The sequence below is a fragment of the Vibrio rarus genome (assembly GCF_024347075.1).
In the GTDB taxonomy this organism is placed as follows: domain Bacteria; phylum Pseudomonadota; class Gammaproteobacteria; order Enterobacterales; family Vibrionaceae; genus Vibrio; species Vibrio rarus.
Genome location: NZ_AP024900.1, coordinates 877704 through 899992, shown reverse-complemented (window position 1 = coordinate 899992; position 22289 = coordinate 877704). Strand labels below are relative to the sequence as shown.

Annotated in this window: 20 protein-coding genes, 5 tRNA genes and 1 pseudogene; 9 read left to right on the top strand and 17 right to left on the bottom strand. The window is 42.2% G+C overall.

Going from position 1 to position 22289, the window contains the following annotated elements; genetic code table 11:
- Window positions 1-44: 44 nt before the first annotated feature.
- Window positions 45-3155, bottom strand: a complete 3111-nt coding sequence (locus OCU56_RS04285) for a multidrug efflux RND transporter permease subunit (protein WP_261874304.1) — start codon at window positions 3153-3155, stop codon at window positions 45-47.
- Entirely contained in the window at window positions 3155-4240 is a 1086-nt protein-coding gene (locus OCU56_RS04280; RefSeq protein ID WP_261874303.1) for an efflux RND transporter periplasmic adaptor subunit, read from the bottom strand. The genes OCU56_RS04285 and OCU56_RS04280 overlap by 1 nt, the downstream gene beginning before the upstream one ends.
- A 312-nt stretch (window positions 4241-4552) precedes the next feature.
- On the opposite strand from OCU56_RS04280, the gene OCU56_RS04275 reads away from it, so the two are divergent.
- From OCU56_RS04275 to OCU56_RS04255, 5 genes are all read left to right on the top strand, one after another.
- Window positions 4553-4637: transfer RNA gene (locus OCU56_RS04275), tRNA-Tyr, on the top strand.
- Window positions 4638-4717: 80 nt separating this feature from the next.
- Window positions 4718-4802: transfer RNA gene (locus tag OCU56_RS04270), tRNA-Tyr, on the top strand.
- 80 nt (window positions 4803-4882) lie between these two features.
- A tRNA-Tyr gene (locus tag OCU56_RS04265) sits at window positions 4883-4967 on the top strand.
- Window positions 4968-5047: 80 nt separating this feature from the next.
- Window positions 5048-5132 (top strand) — tRNA-Tyr (locus OCU56_RS04260).
- Between the two features lie 80 nt (window positions 5133-5212).
- Window positions 5213-5297 (top strand) — tRNA-Tyr (locus OCU56_RS04255).
- 56 nt (window positions 5298-5353) lie between these two features.
- Here the strand turns inward: OCU56_RS04255 and OCU56_RS04250 are convergent.
- Entirely contained in the window at window positions 5354-5728 is a 375-nt protein-coding gene (locus OCU56_RS04250) for an MmcQ/YjbR family DNA-binding protein (protein WP_261874302.1), read from the bottom strand.
- A 280-nt stretch (window positions 5729-6008) separates the two neighbouring features.
- Between OCU56_RS04250 and OCU56_RS04245 the strand changes: the two genes are divergently transcribed.
- Window positions 6009-7133, top strand: coding sequence for an acyl-CoA desaturase (locus tag OCU56_RS04245; protein WP_261874301.1), 1125 nt, complete (start codon window positions 6009-6011; stop codon window positions 7131-7133).
- 371 nt (window positions 7134-7504) lie between these two features.
- Here the strand turns inward: OCU56_RS04245 and OCU56_RS04240 are convergent, their stop codons facing one another.
- The 3 genes from OCU56_RS04240 to OCU56_RS04230 all read right to left on the bottom strand — a co-directional run bounded on the left by OCU56_RS04240 (window position 7505) and on the right by OCU56_RS04230 (window position 8524).
- Entirely contained in the window at window positions 7505-7918 is a 414-nt protein-coding gene (locus OCU56_RS04240; RefSeq protein ID WP_261874300.1) for a VOC family protein, read from the bottom strand.
- Between the two features lie 89 nt (window positions 7919-8007).
- Window positions 8008-8277 carry a Txe/YoeB family addiction module toxin gene (locus OCU56_RS04235; RefSeq protein WP_261874299.1) on the bottom strand — a complete coding sequence of 90 codons (270 nt, stop codon included), beginning with the start codon at window positions 8275-8277 and terminating at the stop codon, window positions 8008-8010.
- Window positions 8270-8524: a type II toxin-antitoxin system Phd/YefM family antitoxin gene (locus tag OCU56_RS04230; RefSeq protein ID WP_005526636.1), complete on the bottom strand. Its 255-nt coding sequence runs from the start codon at window positions 8522-8524 to the stop codon at window positions 8270-8272. The genes OCU56_RS04235 and OCU56_RS04230 overlap by 8 nt, the downstream gene beginning before the upstream one ends.
- Before the next feature lie 304 nt (window positions 8525-8828).
- On the opposite strand from OCU56_RS04230, the gene OCU56_RS04225 reads away from it, so the two are divergent.
- The gene (locus OCU56_RS04225; protein WP_261874298.1) at window positions 8829-9008 is read left to right on the top strand and encodes a hypothetical protein; all 180 of its coding nucleotides are present in this window, start codon (window positions 8829-8831) and stop codon (window positions 9006-9008) included.
- A 206-nt stretch (window positions 9009-9214) separates the two neighbouring features.
- Here OCU56_RS04225 and OCU56_RS04220 read toward each other — a convergent pair whose 3' ends face one another.
- The 6 genes and pseudogenes from OCU56_RS04220 to OCU56_RS04195 all read right to left on the bottom strand — a co-directional run.
- Window positions 9215-9847 carry a DUF3299 domain-containing protein gene (locus OCU56_RS04220; protein WP_261874297.1) on the bottom strand — a complete coding sequence of 211 codons (633 nt, stop codon included), beginning with the start codon at window positions 9845-9847 and terminating at the stop codon, window positions 9215-9217.
- A 77-nt stretch (window positions 9848-9924) separates the two neighbouring features.
- Window positions 9925-11304, bottom strand: a complete 1380-nt coding sequence (locus OCU56_RS04215; protein WP_261874296.1) for a metal-dependent hydrolase family protein — start codon at window positions 11302-11304, stop codon at window positions 9925-9927.
- 69 nt (window positions 11305-11373) lie between these two features.
- Window positions 11374-12630, bottom strand: a complete 1257-nt coding sequence (locus OCU56_RS04210) for a carbohydrate porin (protein ID WP_261874295.1) — start codon at window positions 12628-12630, stop codon at window positions 11374-11376.
- 174 nt (window positions 12631-12804) lie between these two features.
- The gene (locus tag OCU56_RS04205) at window positions 12805-12948 is read right to left on the bottom strand and encodes a helix-turn-helix domain-containing protein (RefSeq protein ID WP_261874771.1); all 144 of its coding nucleotides are present in this window, start codon (window positions 12946-12948) and stop codon (window positions 12805-12807) included.
- A gap of 298 nt (window positions 12949-13246) precedes the next feature.
- Window positions 13247-13519 (bottom strand): hypothetical protein, encoded by a 273-nt coding sequence (locus OCU56_RS04200; protein WP_261874294.1) that lies wholly within the window; start codon window positions 13517-13519, stop codon window positions 13247-13249.
- A gap of 307 nt (window positions 13520-13826) precedes the next feature.
- Window positions 13827-14267: pseudogene (locus OCU56_RS04195) on the bottom strand (LysR family transcriptional regulator); the annotation flags it as partial.
- A gap of 296 nt (window positions 14268-14563) precedes the next feature.
- On the opposite strand from OCU56_RS04195, the gene OCU56_RS04190 reads away from it, so the two are divergent.
- Together OCU56_RS04190 and OCU56_RS04185 are read left to right on the top strand one after the other, a co-directional pair.
- Entirely contained in the window at window positions 14564-15406 is an 843-nt protein-coding gene (locus OCU56_RS04190; RefSeq protein WP_261874293.1) for a hypothetical protein, read from the top strand.
- Window positions 15407-15831: 425 nt separating this feature from the next.
- Window positions 15832-16509, top strand: a complete 678-nt coding sequence (locus OCU56_RS04185; protein ID WP_261874292.1) for a hypothetical protein — start codon at window positions 15832-15834, stop codon at window positions 16507-16509.
- Between the two features lie 65 nt (window positions 16510-16574).
- Here the strand turns inward: OCU56_RS04185 and oppF are convergent, their stop codons facing one another.
- The 5 genes from oppF to OCU56_RS04160 form a co-directional block, all read right to left on the bottom strand.
- Window positions 16575-17576, bottom strand: a complete 1002-nt coding sequence (gene oppF / locus OCU56_RS04180) for a murein tripeptide/oligopeptide ABC transporter ATP binding protein OppF (RefSeq protein WP_261874291.1) — start codon at window positions 17574-17576, stop codon at window positions 16575-16577.
- A complete protein-coding gene (gene oppD / locus OCU56_RS04175; protein WP_261874290.1) occupies window positions 17573-18550 on the bottom strand; it encodes an ABC transporter ATP-binding protein in 978 nt (325 codons plus the stop codon). The genes oppF and oppD overlap by 4 nt, the downstream gene beginning before the upstream one ends.
- Before the next feature lie 20 nt (window positions 18551-18570).
- Window positions 18571-19473: an oligopeptide ABC transporter permease OppC gene (oppC, locus tag OCU56_RS04170; RefSeq protein ID WP_261874289.1), complete on the bottom strand. Its 903-nt coding sequence runs from the start codon at window positions 19471-19473 to the stop codon at window positions 18571-18573.
- Between the two features lie 14 nt (window positions 19474-19487).
- Entirely contained in the window at window positions 19488-20408 is a 921-nt protein-coding gene (oppB, locus tag OCU56_RS04165) for an oligopeptide ABC transporter permease OppB (protein WP_261874288.1), read from the bottom strand.
- Between the two features lie 93 nt (window positions 20409-20501).
- Window positions 20502-22130, bottom strand: a complete 1629-nt coding sequence (locus tag OCU56_RS04160) for an ABC transporter substrate-binding protein (RefSeq protein ID WP_261874287.1) — start codon at window positions 22128-22130, stop codon at window positions 20502-20504.
- Window positions 22131-22289 lie beyond the last annotated feature (159 nt).

The window sequence follows — 22289 nt, the reverse complement described above, 5'->3', positions numbered from 1 at the left end:
CCAGTTAATCATTAGGATGGGGCGATAATTCACTGCCCTTGATATTAATGGCTACTGCGTCCCTTAATGTCCAATTCAATCTCTTGATTAAGCAACCCTTCCACATGGCCTGGTGAGCGAGTGTTTACCGATAGCAAACGGTACATTGCAGGGATGACAAACAAGGTAACCAAAGTGGCAAACGACATACCAAAGAAGATGACTGTACCAACGGCCACTCGGCTTTCATAACCGGCACCTGTTGAGAAAATCAATGGGATAGAACCTGCAAGAGTGGTAAAGGCGGTCATTAATATCGGTCTTAAACGACGCGCTGAAGCATCAATGATCGCTTGCTCAAATGCTATGCCTTTATCACGTAATTGGTTGGTGAACTCAACAATCAAAATACCATTTTTGGTTACCATGCCTATCAGCATGATCATCCCTATCTGGCTATACACGTTCAAGCCTTGCGACATCATAACCAAGCCTAAGAAGCCACCAAAGACCCCCATAGGAACGGTAAACATCACCACTAACGGGTTAATAAAACTCTCAAATTGCGCAGCTAATACCAAATAGGCGACTAATAAGGCGAGAGCAAAGACCACTAAGATAGACGATTGGTTTTCTTTAAAGTCTTTCGACTCCCCAGAATAGTGAATCGAAATATCATTAGGTAAGATCTCAATGGCTTTTTGATCTAAATAATCGAGTGCATCACCAAGTGTTGCCCCCTCTTTTAGGTTGGCTTTAACGGTAATCGACTTTTGCTTATTGTAGTGAGATAAGCGAATTGCCGAAGCCACTTCGTTCACCTTAGTCACAGAGTCTAACGTCACCAGATCCCCCTTGGCGGTACGCATGTACACCTGGCTGAGATCGGTAATATTATTAAAGCTGTTTTCATCACCACGTAAATAGACGTCATACTCTTCACCGCGCTCTACATAAGTGGTCTCAGATTTACCTCCTAGCATCACCTCTAGAGTATCGGATATATCACTTTGTTTAATACCCAGTTCTGCGGCGCGCTCTTTATCAATAGAGATCACCAGTTCAGGGGTCTTTTCTGAGTAATCGGTGCTGGCACCATCCATAAATGGACTGGCATCCGCTTCATTTTTCAGAATATCTGCCCACTTTTCGAGCTCTTTATAATCGGAGCCACCCAACACAAATTGTACCGGCTCACTGGAGCGGCCTCTAAAACCAGGTAGCATTGGAGAAACTCGTACATCGGGAATATCGGCCAGTGTCTTTCGAATAACACCGAGTGCTTCACTGGCTGATATATCACGCACCGACCAATCTTCTAAAATCATAATCACAAAGCCAGTTTGATCCCCAGCGTTACCATTAAACGCTGGCGCCTGGATAGAAAACGATTTTAATAACCCTTTTCCTAGCAGCGGTTTTAAGCGTGATTCAATGACATCCATATTTAACGCCATACGGTTATAACTGGTGGCATCCGCTCCTCGAGCAAAGGCAAAAATAACCCCACGATCTTCCTGCGGTGTTAACTGAGCAGGAACTGACTTCATTAAAAAGTAGGTGCCACCCATACACGCCAAAATGATGATAGGGGCGAGCCATTTAAGTTTCAGAGCGACACCAATGGCGCGGCGATAGCCTCGCTCTAGCTTAGCAAAGAGAAACTCAACACCTTTGTTAAAACGATTAGGCTTAACATTGGCCGATAGGATTTTACTGCCTAACACCGGTGTTAAGGTTAACGCGATCAAGGATGAAAACAGCACTGACATGGCCAACAGTACTGAGAATTCTGTAAATAACAGCCCTACCATGCCGTCCATAAAGGAGATAGGCAAAAATACCATTACCAATACTAGCGTTGTGGCTATAACTGCAAAGCCTACCTCTCGGGTCCCTTTATAGGCGGCCAGCAACGGAGGTTCTCCTCGCTCTATATGGTGGAAAATATTTTCCACCACCACTATGGCATCATCCACCACCAAACCTATGGACAAAATTAACGCCATTAAGGTGATAAGGTTAATACTAAAGCCCAAATAATAGGCGGCGATAAATGAAGAAATCAGCGATACAGGTACGGTGACGGCCGGAATAATGGTTGCTCTGGCTTGCCCTATAAAGATATACAGCACCAAAATAACCAATCCGCCAGTCATAAATAACGTGTTATACACTTCAGAAATAGATCGGTCGATGAAAACGGTCGAGTCATAATCTACCGCCAGACGGGTGCCTTTAGGCAAGAATTTTTGAATATTATCCACTTGCTGATGAATCGCGGTGGCGACATCGAGCGGGTTAGCGTCCGATTGCGGGACAATACCTAAACTCACATTCACCACCCCATCACTTCTGAAGGTGGAGTCCTCGTTTTTTGCACCTAAATAGACATCAGCCACATCTTTGAGGTAAATAGGTGTGCCGTCGGCAGCTCGGCGCACCACTAAATAATCAAAATCTTCTGCTGAATTATAAATACGGTCGGTACGCACTGACATAACAATGGAGTCATTACGAACTTCCCCACCGGGGCTTTCAATGTTTTCGGTGCGCAGTGCTGCGGTAATATCCGATGTTGTTACGGCTCTACCCGCCATGAGCGTAGGCTTTAACTTAACGTACATGACCTTGTATAGGCCACCTGACACTTCCACTGAGCTCACCCCAGAAACCAAGCTGAACCGGTCTAAAAGAACACGATCCACATAATCGGTTAACTCGGTGCGATCAAGGTAGTCGGAGCTAAGGTTGATATGAAGCGATGCTTCACCACTGCCGTTATTCTTAACCACGGTAGGAGTATCGGCCTCATCAGGAAGGCGACTTTGCGCCCGCGCAACAGCGTCACGAACATCACTAACCCCTGTATTGAGATCGTAACCCAGATCAAATGTCACCGAAATGCGTGACATACCATTACGGGTAGTGGACGTGATTTCATCGACCCCACTGATCCCCGACAATTGATCCTCAATAACTGAGGTAATTTGATTCTCAATAATCGTGGCCGAAGCCCCATCATAGGTGGTTCTAATAGATACCACAGAGCTATCAATATCGGGCATTTCACGCACCGATAACTTAGAAAAGGACACTATCCCGAAAACACACAGCAGTAAACTTAATACAATAGCGGCAACGGGACGTTTAACAGAAACATCAGATAACAGCATTACAAACTAACCTCGCTGCCCTTTTCTTTCTGTACGACTTTAACTTTTGCGCCGTCTCGCATATTAACGATACCTTGTACCACAATGGTTTCGCCTACTTCGAGACCTTTATCGATAACCACTTCGTTACCCACACGAGTGCCTAAAAATACTTCACGGCGCTGGGCGAGATTGTCTTTATCTACTACATAAACAAAACGTTTAGTACCTAGGTATTGTAGAGCTTGCACTGGAATAATTGCGGCCTCAATGGCAGGGAACTCCATGGTAGCTTTTACTAACATGCCCGGTTTCAATTTTTCTGACTTGTTATCAATATTAATACGGACACGCAAATTCAAAGTATCGGAATTCACTCGTGAATCGATTCCGGTGAGCGTTCCTTTAAAGGGTTGATCCCCCCACGCACTGGAAACTGCAGTCACCTTCATACCCGTTTTCAATAACGGCAAATAACGCTCAGGAATTTGTAAGTCCAATTCCATAAGGGATAGATTATCTAAGGTGAGTAGCTCCGTTCCGGCACTGACCATTTTACCTAAGCTAAAATCGACAAAACCAATTTGTCCAGAAAATGGCGCTTTTATAGTTCGTTCATTTAATTCTGCTTTCGCAGCACTTAACCTTGCCTTCGCAATATCAACACTGGCTCGCTGACCTTCGATCTCGGTTAATGTTATAGCCGCGCTTTTTCTTAATCGTTCAAACTCACTTAATTTACGTTGTTCGTCATTAAGGTAGGCTTGAGCTTCCGCTACCGATGCTTTGACTTTATCGTTGCTTAACTGCACTAAAATCTGTCCAGTTTTTACATGCTGATTAGTCTGCACTCTAATGCGCTGAACAACACCGCTCACTTCTGGAGAGATAATGACAGATTGAGACGCTTTTAGTTTGCCCACTAAGGCCAGTGTTTGTGACACTTTGTGAATTCCAACGTCTTGCGTGGTCACTGCAATAGTAGATGGCTCGCCGCGAGGGCCTCCGGGACCTTTTGCAAAAGCAGGTGAGCACAGAGTTGCGCTCAATAGAAATGCTGTAGCAACAGCGAATATAGATGAGTGTGATTTATTTCTGTTGGTCATTATAGTTATATAATTTCGTAAGATTGGGGGTATTTTACCAGTAAATAACGCTATTTATGTCAATCAATGTAAAGTAATAACGCATCAAGGTAACTGAAATCACTTTACTATGATCTTTGAATACACAACTAATCGTATAAAATTGCATGATACCATGAAGAAAGTGACGCTTTTTAGCCATTCCGAGCAAAATTCGGCCATATGAACTGATTTTTAAAGAAAGTCCTTTACAGAAAAACCTCGTCTGGATATTATTCGCTCCGAACTTGAGGAGAGGACTGGGAAAACTATTCTTAAGTATAAAAATACCCTGGTGGGGTTCCCGAGCGGCCAAAGGGATCAGACTGTAAATCTGACGGCACTGCCTTCGATGGTTCGAATCCATCTCCCACCACCACATTCTTTTAATTGATTCGTCAGTTAAAAACACTTGATTAAGCGGGTTGGGAAACCATTAATTAAGTATAAAAATACCCTGGTGGGGTTCCCGAGCGGCCAAAGGGATCAGACTGTAAATCTGACGGCACTGCCTTCGATGGTTCGAATCCATCTCCCACCACCACATTCTTTTAATTGATTTATCAGTTAAAAAAACTTGATTAAACGGGTTGGGAAACCATTAATTAAGTATAAAAATACCCTGGTGGGGTTCCCGAGCGGCCAAAGGGATCAGACTGTAAATCTGACGGCACTGCCTTCGATGGTTCGAATCCATCTCCCACCACCACATTCTTTTAATTGATTCGTCAGTTAAAAAAACTTGATTAAACGGGTTGGGAAACCATTAATTAAGTATAAAAATACCCTGGTGGGGTTCCCGAGCGGCCAAAGGGATCAGACTGTAAATCTGACGGCACTGCCTTCGATGGTTCGAATCCATCTCCCACCACCACATTCTTTTAACTGATTCGTCAGTTAAGAAAACTTGATTAAGCGGGTTGGGAAACCATTAATTAAGTATAAAAATACCCCGGTGGGGTTCCCGAGCGGCCAAAGGGATCAGACTGTAAATCTGACGGCACTGCCTTCGATGGTTCGAATCCATCTCCCACCACCACTTTTAAAAAAGACCCGCTCATTGAGCGGGTCTTTTTTATTGGTCGCTTATACATTCTATTTAAGTGATTCATCCATTAAACCCAGTTCCATTCGCTTGCGCTTACTCACACCAGATAACACCAATCCATACGACTCCGATAGATAATACTGTAACTCTTCATCTAAGCTGCCACTGGTTTGGATTTGCTGAATCCACTTCATTCCACGGTTGGCAAAATAAGGGGCGGGCCGATACCCTTCACTTTGTTGCAAAAAGTGATAATTGCGTGGTGATGTTTTAAAGGTATAAGCCTCTTGCCCATCTTTTAGTGTAAAACCAATAGCAAACACTTTTCCGGCCACCTTCCAAACATGAGATCCGCCCCACTGCACCACATAGGTTGATGCTTTGAAAGAATCACAAAATTGGTTGAACGTATTATGGTTCATGCTCTGCTCCTATATATAGACGCACAAATAAGGTCAGTCTAGCTTGTTAAAGCAATTGTAATCGTGTTGGAATTTTTGATTGTAGAACAAACAGTTACCAATAATACTGACTTATTCTTAAGCGTTTTCCTGCGCGACTGGTGAGCATTTACTCACTATAAGGGTATAAACAATGAATAGAAATTGTATCTTAATGTGACAGGGCTAATTAATTTGCCTTCATTTGCTGATATTCTAGCGAACAGTTGTAAGCTGAAACAGAACAAAGAATGGAGTCACCGTGAGCAGTAAACGTCCACCACTACTATGGTTTAACATTTTTATATTTGCCTCGAGCTTGTTATTAGCCGTTGTCATTACCCCTTGGTATGCCTTTAACTATGGCATGGGTTGGGCACACTTAATATGGTTTGTGGTTGCATTTAGTTTTACTAACCTATCTATCACAGCGGGATACCACCGCTTGTGGAGTCATAAAACCTATCAAGCACATGCTGTGCTAAAGGGCATTTTTGCCATTGGCGGGGCATTTTCACTGCAAAATAGTGCTCTGCATTGGTCTTCTGATCACCGTGAACACCATAAGCATGTTGACCATGATAACAAAGACCCCTACTCCGCCTCCCGAGGCTTTTGGTATTCTCATATGGGTTGGATGCTGCGCAATTACAATCAGCAAACCTATTCGGATTACCAAAACTGTCGCGATTTAAAAAAAGATAAAGTGGTTCAGTGGCAACATAAATATTATGCTGTCCTTGCGCTACTGTGTAATTTTGGCTTCCCTATTTTACTGGGCATAATCTATGACGACATCGTTGGCATGTTTTTAGTTGTCGGTGCTGTAAGACTGTTTTTAAGCCACCATACCACCTTTTTTATCAATTCTTTGGCGCACATTTGGGGCAAGCAAACCTTCACCGATAAAAACTCGGCAAGAGACAACGGCATATTGGCATTTCTTACCTTTGGCGAGGGTTATCATAACTTTCATCATCTTTTTGAAAATGACTACCGCAACGGCATTTATTGGTGGCAATACGATCCCACAAAGTGGCTTATCAAAGCTTGCTCTTGGGTTGGATTAACTGAAAAACTGCGAGTGACTCCCCCGTTAAAAATTGAAAAGGCCCGCGCCACTATGATGCTAAAAAAGGCCCATGACCAACTGAATGCTATCAATGCGGCCCCTGCCTTAGCTCGCAAGCTTGAACAAGACTTCGACTCTCTGATGGAAAGCATGCAAGATTACTACAACAGTAAAATGCGCCTATTACAAAGTAAAAAACAGCAAGTATTAAAGAGTCATGAACTGGAAGTGTTGATGATTCACCACCAGCAACTCAAACACCAGTTTCACAACCAACAACAAATTTGGCTCAGCCAGATCAAACGCTTTGCCTAATAGGTATAAAAACAAAATCGCATGGCAAACTATTGCCTTTTCCTGCTGATTTAACCTAACACATGCACTTAAACGCCTTAATGCACAGTCGTTCCAGACTCATTAAGGCGTTTTTGGAGTCACCCTTCGGCACAAATTATTGGGTGTGCAGGCCACTGATTTATTGCTGTGTGGGCTAGAGCATGTACATGAGTAAGTAGAGCTGGACGACGTTGCCGTTGTGGGGGTTTTAAATATGAACCACTACAAGTCGATGAGGTTTATTTCAAGCGACTCACCAAAGAGCCATTTACTAATAGAAGACAACGACACAATTGGGCTTGTTCAACATCCCGATAAAGTATTGGCTAGGCGACACTTATCCTTATTCGTTAGGCGCGTTCTTTTTCTAGTGCGTATTCTTTTGAACCACAAGCTACTTCCCATAGATGGCCATCTGGGTCAGAGAAGTAACCCGAGAAACCACCCCAAAACACTGGCTGTCCATCTTTGACAATATTGCCACCGTGAAGCTTGGCTTTTTGTAGTAGAGATAAAACGTCTTTTGAAGAACTCACGTTGTGAGCGAGAGTAATACCCGAAAACCCGCTAATTTGTTGAGAGATGCCAATATCCTTGGCCAATTCATCTCTTGGAAACAAAGCTAACTCTGCACCATCCAAGTGATAAAAAATAATTTCACTAGATTCGTAGTCAGTTCGTTCAAGCTCAAGTACCGACTCGTAAAACTTCGCCGAGCGTTCAAGACTTACCACACCTAATGTCAAAACTGACAATTTTCTCATTCAAATTCTCTGAGCGTCTAACGCTCAATTAAGGTGTGAAGCACGCAACCTCGACACTCAATTTGACCGCCGTAAACACTGAACTTAATTTAGTAGTGGTAGCGGCATGATATTATTGTGATTGCTTGATCATCGATCGCGTAAACAAGTCTATTTGTGTCGTCAATGCGGCGAGACCAAAAGCCAGATAAATTCTCTTTCAACGACTCTGGTTTACCAATCCCCTCAAAAGAAGAACGCTTAACATCATTAATGAGTTTGTTGATACGCTTGAGTGTTTTCTTATCTTGGCTTTGCCAATACAGATAGTCCCCCCAAGCCTCATCAGTCCACGATAGTAAACGTTGACTACTACTCATCAATCAACTCTCGTGCGGTTGTTTTACCAGCACGGTACTGTGCTATTGATCGGTTTAGGTGTTCAGCATTTTGAGGAGAGCGTAGTAAGTGCACTGTCTCCATAAGACTGTTGTAGTAGTCTAAAGACATAACCACAGCATCTTCAGAGTCACGACGTGTAATGACTGTTGTGTCTGCGTCATTAACTACACCATCTAAAACAGCTTTAAGACCATTTCTAGCCTCAGTAAAAGATACAATTCTCATAAAAACCCTCACATGTACACTTAATGGTACAAGTATAGTCTTCACTTACATACTTGTACAGTAAATTGAACATGTAATATGGGTAAGGCAACTAGACATTATTAATATACCTTGCTATAGATAAAGAAAACGAACTATCTTATTTTCCACTGCTCACCATCTAATGACATCAAATGGCACCAAATGGTAAGTGCGATAGATCTTCATTCATTATACTTCTATTTCAAAAGCAAATGCCCTGCAATGAAGCTCACTTAATCGTACATGGAAGCATTGCTTAACAACACAATGGGACTAATAAGAAATGTATGAACTAACACTAATTCTAAGCTTGATGGTAGGCGGCGCTCAAACAACAGCGGAAATTGATGTAAATAAACAATTCACAACGATGGAACAATGTGAGACTGCAGGGGCCACGTTGGCCTCTCAAATTCAAAATAAAGAAATAGAGACAATTCAAACTTACTGCGAATTAGATTAATAAGCTAAACGCTCAATAAATTTGTGAAGCCGACTCGGCTTCACAAATTTCAACGTTCCATGGGATAATATCGCCATATCATTGGCTAGGATTGGATAAATAAGCTTATCCGCATAGATGATGCGCGTGAGTTCGTATCTCACTTTCTAACAAATCCAGTTGTCTTGCCTTCTGTATGCATCTCAACCCACTCGCGACTTTATAAGTTAGTGATAATTCTTCACTAAAGAAGCATTCATAGTGTAACCCATCGTCACATCTGTATTGCCATCAACAAGGTAGAGATTGTCGGTTTCCAATTTCGATGACATGACACCTTCAACCCAAACAGGATATTGCACTGTCTCTACTTTATATCCCTTAGGATAAGAGATCCGCACAATTTGATTTGCTGGAGGAGGAGGCATATGTATACAGGCACCTGCCACAGGAACGAGCAAAAATTCAGTGGCTACTAAAGGTGCTGAAAATTCAACAGGAACAAGAAAGCCGGGAATACGCACTTTTTTACCATTAAATTCAGTGGTGACGGTTTCTGCCATCCGTTGTTGGGTTTCAATGTATTCGGCGCGCAGTTTTAAAAGAGCATCAGTATCAAGTCCATCTGCTTTTAACCTCTCTTTTAATGCGGCCAACTCAGAGACCGATTCTGGATCATTGTACTGCGATAGAGTAAAAACGTCCTGCAATGCTTGGCGCTGTTGGTAACTTAACTCAGGTAACACGATTTGATTTTGTGTCTGCGTTGGCTTCAAGTCTTTCCACTCTAGTTGAATCAATTCACTAGAGAAACCAGAAAATGAAACGACAGACACAATGAGGATAATTAATCTATTCAAGGCTGAGATTCACTATAAGTTGGCGAGAAATAGTTACTCATCAGCTCGATAACAAGCTGGTGAGTAACTGAAGCTAGTTAAAGCGTGTTTTTATAGATAACGCCATCTTTCATAATAAGCTGGATAGTCTCTGGAGACTCAGGACGTTTCTCAGCACCAAACCATTTATCTCCCGTACCGACCACAGAAAAGTCTTCAAAAGGGTTGCCATCAAGAAGTAGGATATCTGCATAGGCACCTTTCTCGATAACCCCTAATTTAGCGTCTGGGTATGGATTCATGAACTCACCCGATAACGTGGCTATTTCTCCACCGACTGAAGTGAGTGTTTTTAGTGACTCAAATGGACCGAAGAAGTCGTTATTGAGTTTCTTCTCGTATGCTACTTGAATGTTACAGGCATCAACCGAACCAACACAGTCAGTCTGGAAGCCACGTGGAGCCGGACACTTTTTCATGTTCGGGATGTAATCTTTAAATGCAGCTGAAGCCGATTTTGCTTTCGCTAAGCTTGATGGCACATTTTTCACGGCTGGAATTTCAAGAAGATTGGGATCAAAGGCGGTTAAGTTAGTGGTAATGTACGCCCCTTTTTCTTCCATGAGATCTGAAATTTCACAGTCGAACATGAAGCCATGCTCAATGGACCTAACGCCTGCGTTTAGTGCACCAATGATCGCTTCTTTTCGGTATGAGTGCGCCATAACATAACTGCCGTATGTGTCGGCTACCTCAACAGCTGCACCTACTTCTTCAGGGGAGCCTGCGAGTAATTGCCATGGGTCAAAGGCTGAAACTACACCACCAGACTGCATGTATTTAAGCTGTGTAGCACCCATACGGAAGTTGTTACGAGCGTACTTTTTAACTTCCGCTACGCTATCTACTTCTTGCGCCATGTTTAAGCGGCCAAAGTTGGTGTCTTCACCGACAGGCGCTGTATAGTTAGCAAAATCGGCATGACCACCACGCGAGCTCAAAAATGCACCTGATGGGTAGTAACGAGGACCAACAATTTCACCAGCATCGATAGCTCTACGCAGGCCACCATTAGCACCACCAGCATCACGTACGGTGGTAAAGCCTTGCATCAGGTACATTTCCGCCATACGTGTACCGTGGATGGCGAAATCTTCCCATGTAGTGTTGGATTCCATCGCTGGCAACGTCGGCCCCATAAGCATCAAGTGGGCGTGGTTTTCAATAAAGCCAGGAGTTAAGGTTTTACCTGTACCATCAATGACAACGGCATCATCACGCACATCAATATCTTTTTGCGAGATAGAGGTAATGATATTCCCCTCAACCAAGACAAAATGATCTTCATATAACTTGTTTTCAGTACCATTAAAAATGTCAACGTTTTGAAACAACGTTTGTGGGAGTTGAGCCTCTTCTTCAGCAAAGGCCAATGTGGCAACCAATGCTAACGAGGAAGCAAGTAGAGTTTTCTTCATAATCATGTCCTTATCGTTTATGTGTCTCTAATGCATTTACAAAAATACGACCTCAGAAATTTACGGGCACTAAATAAATATTCTTGCTCTTACACCAAATACCCAAGTGCTGCTTTCACCAGAGAACGCAGGATCTTTGATGTATTGGATATCCGGCGTTACATGTAAATGTTCACCAAATTGCATGTTGTAATACAGTTCAGAGGCCCACTGTTGGTCCGAGTTCGCATTTGGTTGTAATACTTCTTCGTTAATCTCTGACCAATTGATGGCAAATCCTAGGTTGTTCTTAGGTGAGCCAAGGCCAAAGTAGCCTAACCCAACACTCAGAGATTTATCGTACAGCGAGACTTGTCCTTCAGAGATACCGCCCCGCACAAAAGGCATTAATTGAGGTGATAGGAACTGACTCCAAGAAAAGTTAATGCCTTTTCCACCATCGGTATAGCCAGGCCCTGGATAACCTAAATTATGTCGAGTATTGTCGCCAAAATGCCACAAGGTAATATGGACGTTGTCGGTATAAATCTGATCGTGTGATGCGGTCCAGCCTAGTTCCAAGGTAGAGAAATACGAGGCGTCACTGCCAAATGCGGTATGGAATCCTTCGAAGATATCATCGGATTCACCATTTGCATCAGCGACACCTGCGACAAGGTAAAAGTTGTCATTAATCATGTGGCCTGCCGATAGAGCAAGTACACCGTCGTCTGGAAGACCCATGACTCCAGAGCCTGTTGAGAAAGCGAGATTAGTAAAGCCGGACCACGGACTTGCGAGTGCATAGACGTCAACATAGTTGGTCACGTCTTGCCAGCCAATGATGATAGTGCCTTTGCCGTCGTTGATTTTCTGTTTCCAATTCAAGTCAGTAACACGAAAGCCTTGATCGCTGAATGCTGGGGCAATTAGACCTACATAGCCGATATTATCCTTATCGATAAACCCAAAATTCTTTGGCGAGCTATCTCCATAAGCGTGGCGATGCTCTATCTTCCAGACCAAGCTACCACTGTTGCTCGTCCCTTGATTGAATAGGCTCCATGAGCCATAAAGTCTCGCGACACCAGACGCTGCATTAATAGAATCCCCATTCGCCCCATTATTTGAGGTTATACCAAGTGAAAAGTAGTCTGCACCAAAGCTAAAACCGTCAGCTGCTAATTTTTCTCGCCAATCGAGCTGTTGCTGCTTTTGCTGAGCTATAGTGTTTTCGACAGAATCTGGGCTTTCAAAATTTGCAGATAGTGCGGGAACAACGTGAAACACGCTAACAATGATGGAACACAAAGGGAGTATCTTTTTGTGCTTAAGAAAAGTTCTCATTCAATCGATTTCCTTTTCGACAAGAGAGTTTTTCGAACAAGAAAATGTTAATTAACTGATATTCTTGTAATTAAGTTATTAATAAACATGACACCTTATGATGTTAGCAGATTAAAAAATACATTCAACCGCTACTTAATGACTGCAAGATTAGCCTTTTGAGTAGAAACTCTATTATCTAGATTGTTTACGATAAGTCGAAGGTGATTGATTGAAGATACGTTTGAATGAACGTGAAAAGTGCGCCGAGTCAGAGTAACCAAAACGATTTGCAATCTGGGTGATAGACTCGTCACTAGAGTGTAAGTGATAAGCTATTTTTTCAAAGTGGTCATTAACTCACTTCTGGACATACATGAGCTACAGGTTTTGCTAGATTAGTAATAATATGAATCATCTCAGGTATGGTTGACTGGTAATCCTCCCATTAATAATTGAAAATTAAGTAAACACGGGAGCTTCTGTCTGCGTTGTGAGTATTAATATCTAATATTATCGCCAAAATATTAGATATTTGATGATGGACACGACTAAAAGCGACTCATCAAGCTAGCCGCTTCAAATTACCGTCAGCAAGTATTTTATCAAGCTTAGCTAGGATCTAATATTGACCCTATTAATCACTCTCAGACCATACTAACAAAGTGTCATCATGCCTTTCATCATATTTTAACGCTTTATTAGCCGCATCAACACAAGCTAGGCCGTCAGGGTTAACACCTCGATTCGTCAATTCCATTGACAACTCATGCTGTGAGTGTGCCCCTAGTTGTTGATGAAATTGCTGACACAAACGAACCGTTTTCTCTTCTTCAATAGAGCTTGGCGAGTTCATAGCACATCCAAACAGTACAGTGGATAAAGATAACAAAATAATATTTTTCATCATAACACCTCTTGGATTTCAACTAATAGAAACCGTATTCAAAACTATCTACATTTCATTTTTAATATTTTATTTTGTAGATGCTTACTAGGTATGTATTTAGATTACATTAAGAGGTTAGCTTTTATGGAATAAGCGATATTACGTATTAAATTAATAAATTATTATCCAAGTCACAAACGACACATGTGAAGTGCTATAACAACAATGATCTTTTAAATGAGTTATTGTTATATAAAATCATCTGTACTAGTTTCCTTAATGGAAATCTTAGGTTTCCTCGCTTGTAAACCTAAATACATATTATAGTAATCGCAATTAATTTTTCACCTCCCACCATACGTTCTCTTGAATCAATTCCCCACTGACGAAACGAAAATTTAGCATTCGGCGCATCTTTTATTAAAGCGAGATAAAGATCGTTACCATAACGATGCCAAAATAAAGTGTTGGCATATAGGGTAATGGTGCTAGTTAAATTAACAGGCGAGAAATCTTGATGTTTGATAGCCTCTGTATAAGTCAGAATTTTCTCGAAATTATCCATATTAGCTTCTACAAATGCTGTCGGCTCAAACCCAACTCTAGTTTGAACAAACAATGGATCATCCAGCTGTATCTTTAACTTACTTAAATTTTTGCTGATCGCACCCGATGTTTTCCCCAGAGATTCAGCCACCAGTTTTACATTTCTCAGCTCATACATTTTTTTTAATACTAAGATATTGTGAATATCCAAATTTCGATTCATTACCTGCCCCACGCCATAAAACTACTTACAGTGTAGAACGATTCATACATTATAAAAACACTAATAATTCAATTAGATATTGTTGTTATTTTCTTTAAAAGTAAACAAATCCACCTCATAAGATGGTTGAGATTTAGCCCTTTCCAATCGGTAAATCTTGAGTTTCCTAGCCTGTAAATCGTTTAAAAATTATGATTACTCCACTTGAGAAGCCTACTCAGCAAGTAACCAAGTGCTATGTATCAAGGATTGGGTGCACTTTAAATTTTTATATCTAATACTGTGGACACTATACAATGAAAAAAACGATTATCGCCTCGTTTGTCGCAATATCACTATCTGCACCCTCTTTTGCATCAGAGACCAATGACGATTTTGCATCAGAAACCAATGACGATGAAATTAACTATTATGCAGCAGGTGCTTGGGCTGGTGTTGTTGCAGCAGCTGTCGCACTTGTTGCTAGCTCTTCAGATTCAAGCTCAAGTGAGAATCCCCCTCAGCTTGATCCTGAAGATACTCTTCCTGGAGACGACCAAGATTCAGGTAACGACCAAGGAAACATAGACGACTCTGATTTGAATCCTGGTATTGAGATGCCTGAGAATGTAAAAGGTTGGCAGGTACAAAAAACAGGGGAAGGTACTGCAACTCTACGTAATGAATATGGTGGTGTTGCCGATGTCACTGTCACAGATGGAACTATTCATATTAAAGGCCAAAAGATGGACGGTGAGCGTTTCGATAAAACCATCGTACGAAAAGAGCTCCCTATTGAACCATCAAATCCCGGCTTTGATTCTGGAGAAGACCAAAATCCAGGTAACGACCAAGGAAATATTGACGACTCTGATTTGAATCCTGGTATTAAGATGCCTGAGAATGTAAAAGGTTGGCAGGTACAAAAAACAGGGGAAGGTACTGCAACTCTACGTAATGAATATGGTGGTGTTGCCGATGTCACTGTCACAGATGGAACTATTCATATTAAAGGCCAAAAGATGGACGGTGAGCGTTTCGATAAAACCATTGTACGAAAAGAAGCAGCGATAAAAAAAGCTTCACTAAAAACGATGACTAAATCTCAGCTAAAAACTAAAGCTAAGTCCGTCAGATCCAAACTACAATCGCGAAACTAATCACTTAGTAATAAGAGCGCAATAAATTTGCACTGTACAACTGATATCTCGTAGCACAAATTACATTAGTGCTACGAGATATTCTTTAAATATTAACGCCACTACAAAACACCAACAATTACTTACTACTAAGTCCAATAAAGCTTCTTTCGAAAATTTAAATAGGGATAACACTCTTATTGAGTACTTCCTCCCAAAGCCTAAAAATGAAAATGGATGTCAGCTTGTGGCTACTGTTATTTTCAGAGGCATAAAGAGAAGACATGAAATACTCAAGGTTAAATTCCCTCCAAGTTAAACCATTGCAAATTAACTTGGTATGATCACTGATGAACAATAAATACCTTATAGTGATACTCACTTCAATTTCCATTAACTATTACAAGCCGTTGTTACCATTACTTTTAAGTATAAAGATGACGCTAATGTATTGGCTACTTTCTTTACTGATAATCGTTGTGAATTTAGCTCCTGCACATGCAACAGACAGTATCTTAGATACTATCAATGATACCCTTTCTCTATCCTTTTCTTATGATAATGGTGAGTCATACACGACACTTGATGCATCCTATGATCTTACTGACTCATGGCGAATATTTGGTGAGATGGATACATTAGGCTATTGGGAAACTGGCGTAGGTTATAACTTCATACTTGGAGAGGTTTATAATGAAATCAGTATTAAAGGTCTGGGAGGCAATAATTACCTATCAGATACCATTAACCCTAGCATAGGGCTATTCTCCGCAGGTTTCATAACCAATGAGCTAATATGGATGACAAACTTCGACATTGGCTATGCTAAAGCAAACCGCCAAGATGAAAATTTACCTATCGAAATGGATCTTGAAAAATATACTGTCGATAAGATGGTTGGCATACACCATGATACGACCGAGTGGTTAGGCTTGAGTTATATGTTTAATCATGACAGCTCAAAAATCAAAAGCCATTTTATGAATACAAAAACATCAACTGGTCATTACACCTATCACGAATTAGTTGTCACACTGAATATCAAAGGTTGGAAACCCTCATTTACGTTGACACTAGATGGGGAATCAGTGAAGACCGAAATTGGTTTATCTTTCGATTTTTAAACTATACAAAAAAAGGGCGTGTTGTTTGCACAACACGCCCGAGCCTGTCACAGGCTAAAACTTAATTAGTAAGAATGAAAACAAGATACCGCGTGCGTATCATCCCCTTCTAGGACGGGTTTATTTTTAGCACATTGCTCTGTGGCAACAGGGCAACGTGTTCTAAATACACAACCAGAAGGTGGATTCATTGGCGAAGGTAAGTCCCCTTCAAGCATCTCAATTTTCTTGGCTCTTTCCAGCTTAGGATCTGGGATAGGTACCGCAGACATCAACGCGCGTGTGTAAGGATGCTTAGGTTGGGCAAATAACACTTTGGATTCACCCAGCTCAACCGCATTACCTAAGTACATCACCAATACGCGATCAGAGATGTGCTTAACCACAGAAAGGTCATGGGCAATAAATACTAGGCTCAGACCAAATTCTTTTTGCAGCTCTTTTAAAAGGTTAACTACCTGAGCTTGAATCGATACATCAAGAGCGGATACTGGCTCATCACAGATGATCATCTTAGGTTTTAAAATCAGAGCGCGCGCAATACCGATACGCTGACATTGACCACCAGAGAACTCATGTGGGTAACGGTTGATCACGTTAGGTAGCAAGCCTACCTTATCCATCATCTTTTTAACTTCTTGTCTTACTTCTTCTTTACTCAGTTTTGGATAAAACGTCTGAAGAGGTTCCGCAATAATATCACCCACCGTCATGCGCGGGTTAAGGGAAGCCAAAGGGTCTTGAAAGATCATTTGGATGTCTTTACGCGTTTCACGGCGCTGTACATCTCGCATTTTGGTGAGGTCTTGACCTAGCCAAACCACTTCACCTTCGGTTGCTTCAACAAGACCAACAATCGCGCGGGCAAAGGTTGATTTACCACAACCAGACTCACCTACAACGCCCAAAGTTTCCCCTTCGAATAAGCGAACATTAACACCGTCTACTGCCTTCAAAGGTGTTGGTTTGCTCCAAGGCCACGCCGACTTCGAAGCAATTTGGAAGTGAACCTTTAACGATTTCACATCCAACATTAGGTTTTTATCATTAATTAGTGGTGCATTCATCGTGTCCAAGCCTCGTGGTCAGAAAAACATGCGCGTTGGCGATTAGTACCAAATGGCGTCAAAATCGGAGTTTCACTCATGCAACGTTCTGTCACACGATGACAACGCTCTTGATAAGGGCAGCCTGGAGGCAGTCTTAACAAGTTAGGTGGATTACCCGGAATCGTCGGTAGTACTTCTCCTTCAGTATCCAAACGAGGAATCGCTTTTAACAATCCTTCTGCATATGGGTGGCTTGGCTCATAGAAAATCTCATCCACAGTGCCATATTCCATGGTGCGACCTGCGTACATCACCAGCACTTTGTCACAGGATCCTGCCACGACACCCAGATCATGGGTGATCATGATGATTGAAGTATCAAATTCCGATTTTAGCTCGTTCAGAAGATCCATAATCTGCGCTTGAACGGTCACATCCAACGCCGTCGTCGGTTCATCGGCAATCAACAACTTAGGACGACATAGCAACGCCATAGCAATCATCACACGCTGGCGCATCCCCCCTGAGAACTCATGCGGATACATGGTAATACGCTTACGAGCTTCTGGGATTTTCACCGCTTCAAGCATGCGTACTGATTCTTCGAAGGCTTGTTTACGGCCCATGCCTTTATGCAGCATAAGCACTTCCATCAACTGTTCACTCACCTTCATATAAGGATTCAGTGAGGTCATTGGGTCTTGGAAGATCATGGCAATTTGTTCTGCGCGAACCTTGTTCAGCTCTTTTTCAGACAAGTTTAAAATCTCACGACCTTCAAACTTAGCACTGCCTGAAATAATGCCGTTTTTCGCCAATAGACCCATGATGGCAAATACGGTTTGTGACTTACCCGAGCCGGATTCGCCAACAATACCCAACGTTTCCCCTGGCTCTAATGAAAAGTTAAGATCATTTACCGCAGTTACGATGCCGTCTTGAGTAGTAAATTCTACTCTCAGATCTTTTACGTCTAATAATTTATTCGTCATTACCCTATTCCTTATTATTCTTATCTGTCTTTAGGATCAAGCGCGTCACGAAGACCATCGCCAACGTAGTTAAAACAGAACAGAGTAACTACCATGAATGCGGCTGGGAACAGCAATTGCCAAATGGCGACTTCCATTGTGTTGGCACCTTCTTGTAACAATGCCCCCCAACTGGTCATTGGCTCTTGAACACCTAAGCCAAGGAAAGATAAGAAAGATTCCGTCAAAATCATACTTGGCACTAATAGTGTTGAGTAAACCGCTACAATACCTAGAACATTAGGTACGATATGACGAGTAATGATTTTCCATTTACTTACACCACAAACATGAGCCGCTTCAATAAATTCTTTACTGCGCAAACTCAATGTTTGACCACGCACAATACGCGCCATATCTAGCCATGCGATGGCACCGATGGCCACAAAGATAAGCACGATATTACGGCCAAAAAAGGTCACGAGTACAATCACTAGGAACATGAATGGTACCGCGTATAAGATTTCCAAAATACGCATCATAACGCGGTCTGTACGACCACCGATAAAGCCTGAGGCTGCGCCATATAAGGTGCCTATCAGTACCGCTACCAAAGCGCCAAGTACACCTACCATCAGTGAGATGCGCCCGCCGACTAAAGTACGTACATATAAATCACGACCTAGGCTGTCTGTGCCAAAGAAGTGCTCCATAGAAGGCGCAGCATGCATGGCATACCAATCCGTTTCGTCGTAAGTATATTGCGCTACCATGGGCAAAAAGATAACCGCTAGGGTAATCAAAACCAAAATACATAAGCTCACCATGGCGGCTTTATTTCGCATAAAACGCACACGAGCATCTTGCCATAAAGAGCGACCTTCGATTTCAAGGTTCTCTGACATCTTTTCGATCGCTTCAAGGCTTTCTTTTTTAATCAACATCTTATTATTCCTTGTTAATAGCGGATCTTAGGATCGATAACTGCAAGTAAAATATCCACCACAGCGTTAAACAGAATGAACAAAAATCCAATCAAGATGGTGATACCCATAACCAAAGAGTAATCACGGTTAAACGCAGCATTGACGAAAAGCTTACCTATGCCCGGAAGACCAAAGATAGTTTCAATAACAACCGAACCGGTAATGATGCCAACAAACGCAGGGCCCATATAAGAAACAACCGGTAACAATGCAGGCTTAAGTGCATGTTTTAAGATGATATAGCGGTAGCTCAAACCTTTAGCGCGTGCGGTGCGAATAAAGTTACTGTTCAAGGTTTCAATCATTGAACCACGCGTAATACGGGCAAATGTTGCAACGTACAGTAAAGACATACCAATGATAGGTAGGGCCATATATTTGAATGAACCGTCATTCCAGCCGCCCGCAGGCAACCAACCTAAATTAATCGAGAACAAGTAAATCAGTACGGGTGCCAACACGAAGGATGGCATCACCACCCCGAGCATGGCGGTGGCCATTATTCCATAGTCGAGTCCGCTATTTTGCCGTAGCGCGGCAATGGTGCCGACGGTGACTCCCATAATAACGGTGAAAATAAAGGCGAGAAAACCGACTTTTGCCGATACCGGTAGCGCATTAGATACCAGCTCATTTACGGTAAAATCTTTGTATTTAAATGAAGGACCAAAATCACCTTGCAAGATGTTGGTTAAATACGTGGTGTACTGCTGCAGTACAGGTTTATCTAAGCCATATTTAGCATTAATGTTCGCCATTACTTCCGGTGGAAGTGGGCGCTCACTAGAAAAAGGGTTACCTGGCGCAAAGCGCATAAGAAAAAATGATACGGTGATCAATACCAACAACGTTGGGATTGCTTCAAATATCCGTTTCATAATGAATTTAAGCATCAGCTCATCCATCCAGTCTGTGACAAAAAATTAGACGCTGCATGTGTTGCCACATGCAGTGTCTTTCATAGTTATTATTGTTTTAAGCAGAGGTTACTTAACGATGTACATATCTTTAGAGTAAAGCTTGTCTTCCGCGTTGTTGCTTGGGTAGCCACCCACTTTTTCGGACACTAGGCGAGAAGTAACATACTGATAGATAGGCGCGATTGGCATATCTTTAGCAAGCTGTTGCTCAGCTTTTGAGTACAAGTCTTCACGTTCAGCATCGTTTGTTGCAGCCATTGCTTGCGCCATGATCGCATCATAAGTTTCGCTATGATACTTAGGATCATTAGAGCTATTATTTGATTGCATTAGTGACAAGAAGCTAGATGCTTCATTGTAGTCACCACACCAACCCGCACGAGTCACATCAAAGTTACCTTGACGACGAGTGTCTAGATAGGTTTTCCACTCTTGGTTTTCAAGCGTCACTTTAACGCCTAGGCCACGAGCCCACATAGATTGAATGGCAGTTGCAATTTTCTTGTGGTTCTCAGACGTGTTGTAAAGCAGTGTGAATGACAGAGGGTTGCTCTTATCAAAGCCTGCTTCAGCAAGCAGTTGCTGTGCTTTAGCCACACGCTCTTTCTGCGTCATTTTGCCGTATGCAGGAAGATTTGGGTGGAAGCCCGCTGTGATCTCAGGAGTCAAGAAGTAAGCCGGTTTTTGGCCTTGACCAAGAATCAAGTTAGCGATGACATCACGGTCAATGGTGTAAGACAGCGCTTCACGCACACGCACATCATTAAATGGCGCTTTAGCATTATTAAAGCCGTAGTAGTAAGAACATAAGTTGCCTTTTACTGATACAGATTCAGGGTGCTCTTTCTTAAGACGCTTAAAGTGCTCAATAGGTAAATCTTGGGTGATTTGGATTTCACCAGACAAGAAGCGGTTCATTTCAGAAACCTGATTTTCCACAGGAAGGAAAGTCACCTTGTTCAATACCGTATGCTCGTTATCCCAGTATTTGGTATTGCGTACTAGCTCGATACGTTCGTTCACTACCCACTTGTCTAATACAAATGCGCCGTTACCAACAAAGTGTTCAGGCTTAGTCCACTGGTCGCCCCATTTTTCAATGGTTGCACGATGTACAGGCTTCACTGTTGTGTGGCCCATCATCTTCACAAAGTATGGCACCGCTTGCTCTAGTTGGATTTCCAGAGTGTGGTCATCAATGGCTTTAACACCTAAAGTGTCTTTGTCTTTCTTACCAGCAATAATGTCAGCTGCGTTAACCATTGTGGTCATCTCTAAGTACCAAGAGTACGGAGATGCTGTGTTTGGATCAACGGCACGCTTAAAGCTATATACAAAATCATCTGCCGTTACCGGATCGCCATTAGACCACTTGGCTTCTTTACGTAGGTGAAAGATAAATGTTTTGTTGTCTGTGGTTTCCCAAGATTCAGCGACACCAGGAATCGTGTTGCCATCAGCGTCTTGGTTTACTAGGCCTTCAAGTAGGTCACGAATTACGTGAGACTCAGGAACACCTTCCGTTTTATGTGGGTCGATCGAAGCAACCTCAGTACCATTACCACGAACCAATTCCTGTACAGGTGCAAGCTCTGTGCCTGCTGGTACATGCGCAGCAAAAGTGGTGAAAGAAGTGGTCGCTGCAGCTAGGCTCGCTCCAAGGATAAGAGCTTGGGTGATCTTATTTTTATACATGCAATAAACTCCAGTTTTTTATTGTTGCATCCATGAACTCTTTATTCTGACTTTAACTTGTTGTTTTTAGGCTACTTTGTGTCCATAAAATAGGCTAAATTAATTAAAGGCCATAAAGATTGCAAACAAAGTTACCAATCATTGACTGTTTTTGCCATA

Bases quoted from the DNA above. Each gene is read 5' to 3' on its own strand.
- OCU56_RS04285 (WP_261874304.1), bottom strand. From the start codon at position 3,155: ATGCTGTTATCTGATGTTTCTGTTAAACGTCCCGTTGCCGCTATTGTA.
- OCU56_RS04280 (WP_261874303.1), bottom strand. From the start codon at position 4,240: ATGACCAACAGAAATAAATCACACTCATCTATATTCGCTGTTGCTACA.
- OCU56_RS04250 (WP_261874302.1), bottom strand. From the start codon at position 5,728: ATGAACCATAATACGTTCAACCAATTTTGTGATTCTTTCAAAGCATCA.
- OCU56_RS04240 (WP_261874300.1), bottom strand. From the start codon at position 7,918: ATGAGAAAATTGTCAGTTTTGACATTAGGTGTGGTAAGTCTTGAACGC.
- OCU56_RS04235 (WP_261874299.1), bottom strand. From the start codon at position 8,277: ATGAGTAGTAGTCAACGTTTACTATCGTGGACTGATGAGGCTTGGGGG.
- OCU56_RS04230 (WP_005526636.1), bottom strand. From the start codon at position 8,524: ATGAGAATTGTATCTTTTACTGAGGCTAGAAATGGTCTTAAAGCTGTT.
- OCU56_RS04225 (WP_261874298.1), top strand. From the start codon at position 8,829: ATGTATGAACTAACACTAATTCTAAGCTTGATGGTAGGCGGCGCTCAA.
- OCU56_RS04215 (WP_261874296.1), bottom strand. From the start codon at position 11,304: ATGAAGAAAACTCTACTTGCTTCCTCGTTAGCATTGGTTGCCACATTG.
- OCU56_RS04210 (WP_261874295.1), bottom strand. From the start codon at position 12,630: ATGAGAACTTTTCTTAAGCACAAAAAGATACTCCCTTTGTGTTCCATC.
- OCU56_RS04200 (WP_261874294.1), bottom strand. From the start codon at position 13,519: ATGATGAAAAATATTATTTTGTTATCTTTATCCACTGTACTGTTTGGA.
- OCU56_RS04190 (WP_261874293.1), top strand. From the start codon at position 14,564: ATGAAAAAAACGATTATCGCCTCGTTTGTCGCAATATCACTATCTGCA.
- OCU56_RS04185 (WP_261874292.1), top strand. From the start codon at position 15,832: ATGTATTGGCTACTTTCTTTACTGATAATCGTTGTGAATTTAGCTCCT.
- oppF (WP_261874291.1), bottom strand. From the start codon at position 17,576: ATGAATGCACCACTAATTAATGATAAAAACCTAATGTTGGATGTGAAA.
- oppD (WP_261874290.1), bottom strand. From the start codon at position 18,550: ATGACGAATAAATTATTAGACGTAAAAGATCTGAGAGTAGAATTTACT.
- oppC (WP_261874289.1), bottom strand. From the start codon at position 19,473: ATGTTGATTAAAAAAGAAAGCCTTGAAGCGATCGAAAAGATGTCAGAG.
- oppB (WP_261874288.1), bottom strand. From the start codon at position 20,408: ATGCTTAAATTCATTATGAAACGGATATTTGAAGCAATCCCAACGTTG.
- OCU56_RS04160 (WP_261874287.1), bottom strand. From the start codon at position 22,130: ATGTATAAAAATAAGATCACCCAAGCTCTTATCCTTGGAGCGAGCCTA.